Annotated in this window: 2 protein-coding genes; one reads left to right on the top strand and one right to left on the bottom strand. The window is 39.6% G+C overall.

Annotated features, from left to right (window positions below; genetic code table 11):
* Nucleotides 1-1200 (bottom strand): NAD(P)/FAD-dependent oxidoreductase (locus tag QZ562_RS20410; RefSeq protein WP_293764431.1); only part of this gene is annotated, 1200 nt, incomplete at its 3' end.
* A gap of 1052 nt (nucleotides 1201-2252) precedes the next feature.
* Here QZ562_RS20410 and QZ562_RS20405 point away from each other — a divergent pair.
* Nucleotides 2253-3368 carry an ADP-ribosylglycohydrolase family protein gene (locus QZ562_RS20405; RefSeq protein ID WP_293764429.1) on the top strand — a complete coding sequence of 372 codons (1116 nt, stop codon included), beginning with the start codon at nucleotides 2253-2255 and terminating at the stop codon, nucleotides 3366-3368.
* Nucleotides 3369-3662 lie beyond the last annotated feature (294 nt).

Genomic DNA, 3662 nt, shown 5'->3' with positions numbered 1-3662 from the left:
GTATAAGCTTCTATAAATAAGTTTAGCCAAAAACCCATTAACATTAACATTTCCTATTAATCGCCCCATCAATGTTCCGACAGAATTTTCTTTACTCAGTGAAATTAATGAGCCTCGATCAACATATACAAACGAAATTAAATTCTTCTTTTTAAGAAGTCTTTCTATATTGCCTATTAATAGGCTTGCTTGTTGATGTGCGGCTTGTGCTCTAGGTGGAACAATACCGCTCTCCAATTGGCACATAGCGCAATCGCCAAGAGCAAAAATACTGTCATCTTGGGTTGTTTGAAGGGTGGTTTTTACGACTAGTTGATTTAACTTATTTGTCTCTAGATTATCAAGGCTTTTCAGAAGATCAGGTGCTTTTATACCGGCGCACCAAGCTTTTAGTGGTGAAACAATATTTTTCCCGCTACTAGTTCGGATATCGCTAGCGGTGGCTTCAACAACCTGCTCACCCGTTAACACGCTAACGCCAATTTTAGATAATTCTTGAGTGGCCTGTAGCGCAATTTTTTCTGGTAATGCCGTTAAAATTCTTGGAGCCGCTTCAATTAACGTAATACTCAAATTTTTCGATGTAATTTCACTTAAGCCCAATTTCATATATTGTTGAGCGGCATAGTGAAGTTCAGCGGCCAATTCAACACCGGTCGCGCCCGCTCCAATAATCACAATTGATAACTTTTTGTCGTTAATATTGTGAGAGGCTAAAGAGTGCGCTGCAATATAGTGCTCGAGAAATCGCTGATGAAAATGCTCAGCTTTAACTCGGGAATCTAAATAAATACAATGCTCACTTGCACCAGGTGTATCAAAATCATTACAGGTACTGCCGACCGCAATCACTAACAAGTCATATGACAACTGTCTTTCAGCCACTATGATTTCGTCGTCGTCATTTATTATTGGAGATAATGTAATAAGTTTCTTATTACGATCCAGTCCTGCAAGTGATCCTAATTGAAATTCATAATGATGTTTTGCTGCATGAATGAAATAATTTTGTTCATCGTGAAAAGCATTGATTGTGCCGGCGGCTACCTCATGTAGAAGCGGTTTCCATATATGGGTGAGCATTTGATCAACCAGTATTATTGACGCCTTTTTTTTCTTACCCAACTTTTTACCTAACTTAGTTGCTAATTCTAAGCCACCAGCGCCACCGCCGACAATTATAATATTGGGAGTAGTCATTTATCGTTATCCTTTACTTAAGCGTTGGTTAATTGAACTCTTGATCCGTTGTTTGTGTGTTGGATGCACCGCGTAGCCATCATTGGGTTTTGTATATAAGCATACTACCGATATCAGTTGGCCATGAATTTTGTATGCCCAAAACTTATCTGTGAACAATATAATGACAGGCACTCTTACAAATCACCTAACCTTCAACCGTGAAAAGATTGTCAGTGTCAGAAAATAAATAATAACGGCCAGTTAAAATGCAATCTAACCTAAGAACGTGTTTTACAAATATTTAGTCTGCCCTGCCTGTTGAGTGATCTATGTCGGCTTTCCAAAAAGTAATGGGTGCATCCATTTTTTTTGCTTGACGAGCCATGAGTTCGTCAAATTATGTCATAAACTAACCCAAATTTCTTAAACGCTTAGGTATTGTTCAATGGATCTATTGATGTTTCCAAGGTCAGTCTGATTATCCAAAGTGTCGACACGCCATTGTTGAACGTCAGGTGAGTCGGTTATAAATCCAAACGGGTTCAACGGTCAAGAGCAGCGATAGCTTTTCAGCTATCGGTTTATTGCGGCATCAACTTTACGCCGAGAAAAACAATTGGACATCACGGCGTAGCTAAACTTTTGATGATAAAGTGCGAATATGATACTCAATCCACCATCGCAGGTGTTCACCGCGACAAGTATCATAATAAAATTGCGTGCATTAAACGGCGACAGGTTATTTTCTGGGTAGGTTCATCGTAAATTCTTTCAACGATTGCGGTATATTTTTTTTCTTGATATTTGATTCAAAGTAGCAACAGTAGATAGTGAATTGAAAAGTACCTATCCTTTATTTTCTACAATATTAAAACGTCATAATGTTACTGCAACCTTCTGGCAAACAACTCCACAAGACACCGTCTTGTATGGGTAGTTCAAATGGTTTGCCTCTTCTCTTGATTTGTTAAAACACTTTTCACACCTGAGAAACTTAATAGTTTATTGTTGGTCATTAGGGTATCTGAGGTGGTAAATCCTGCCTTGTTAACCCTATAAAGGCATTTTTAGTGAGTCATTATTCATCTCAGGCACTTCGCGTTGTCAACGCACTTAAGACACAATTTATTGCTGATGCACTGGCGATGCCAGTGCACTGGTTCTATGACCCATTAGACATCGAGTTGGCTTTTCCTGGGGGTATTCAGCAGTTTGAGGCAGCCCCTAAATTTCACCCTTCTTCTATAATGTCACTGCATTCCAAGCGCAAAGGAGGCCGTCAGTCTAGCGATACATCTAGCAGTAGTGCTACTGAGGTTGTAGGTGATATTATTTTAAAAGACAAAGCTCAGTTTTGGGACACACCTAATGTGCACTATCATCAGGGTATGCCCGCAGGCGAAAATACTTTAAACGCACACTGCGCTCGGGTTTTAATGCGGGTCCTTGCCGATACAGCTGAAAGCTACAACAGACAAACATTTGTACAGGCCTACATTGATTTTATGACAACACAGCCCCCTGCTCATCCAGACACCTATGCAGAGTCATATCATCGAGGATTTTTCGCACATTTTGCACAAGGCCGAAAAGCAGACAAGTGTGCAATGAAAACTCACGACACTGCTTCAATTGGTGGTTTAGTCACAATAGCCCCATTAGTTTTTTCTGAACGTCTTAAAGGTGTCAGCGAGTCTGCAATACAAATTACCTGTCGCGAACATTTAGCGCTAACGCATCCTGATGACTCTTTGATGCTTGTCTGTGATCGCTATGTAAAACTACTTTGTGGTCTTATGGAGGGTCCCAACGAAGAGGGCGTTAAAGCCCTTTTAATAGACGCTGGTAATGGCCCATCAGGTTTGGATATAGTAGGTTTAGTTAAACGTAACTTACCCGATCATCAAGTAGTAGGACAGTTATTTTCACGCGCCTGCTACATCTCAGATTCTTGGCCTATTGTCTTATATTTAGCTTACAAATACCTAAATGATCCTTGGCACGGGCTTAAAGTGAATACCAGTCTAGGAGGTGATAACGTGCATCGGGGTAACGTACTTGGCGTTTTATTAGGTTTGCAAAGCGATACTGTGGTTACCCACTGCTTTGATCAACTGCAAAGCTATAACGTAATCAGTCAGGAGATTGATGCGCTTATTAGCACAGCAACCGCTAACAAGTCTTGAAATTCGCCCATGTTTTTTCACTATTAATTGAAATTGCTAGATGAATACTGAGCGAATGTATGCAGCTAAAAAATTTTAGAGAACAATATTAATCAATCAAACCATATTTATGGCTAGGCAAACATTTTTTTATAAGTGATAGGAAAAATTTTTGATGATCAATTGAGGGTGTAAAACAAACTGTGTAACTGCCCGGTTTAGATATGAGGCGTTAATTCTTCCTCAAACTCAATCATAAAACGATTTAACGCAGGTTTCCAATCTCTAATTGGCATTGTCCATTTTTTAGACGCA

The organism is uncultured Paraglaciecola sp. (assembly GCF_913058035.1).
GTDB lineage: Bacteria > Pseudomonadota > Gammaproteobacteria > Enterobacterales > Alteromonadaceae > Paraglaciecola.
The sequence above is the reverse complement of the archived record's forward strand: the minus strand, read 5'-3'. Positions and strand labels throughout refer to the sequence as shown.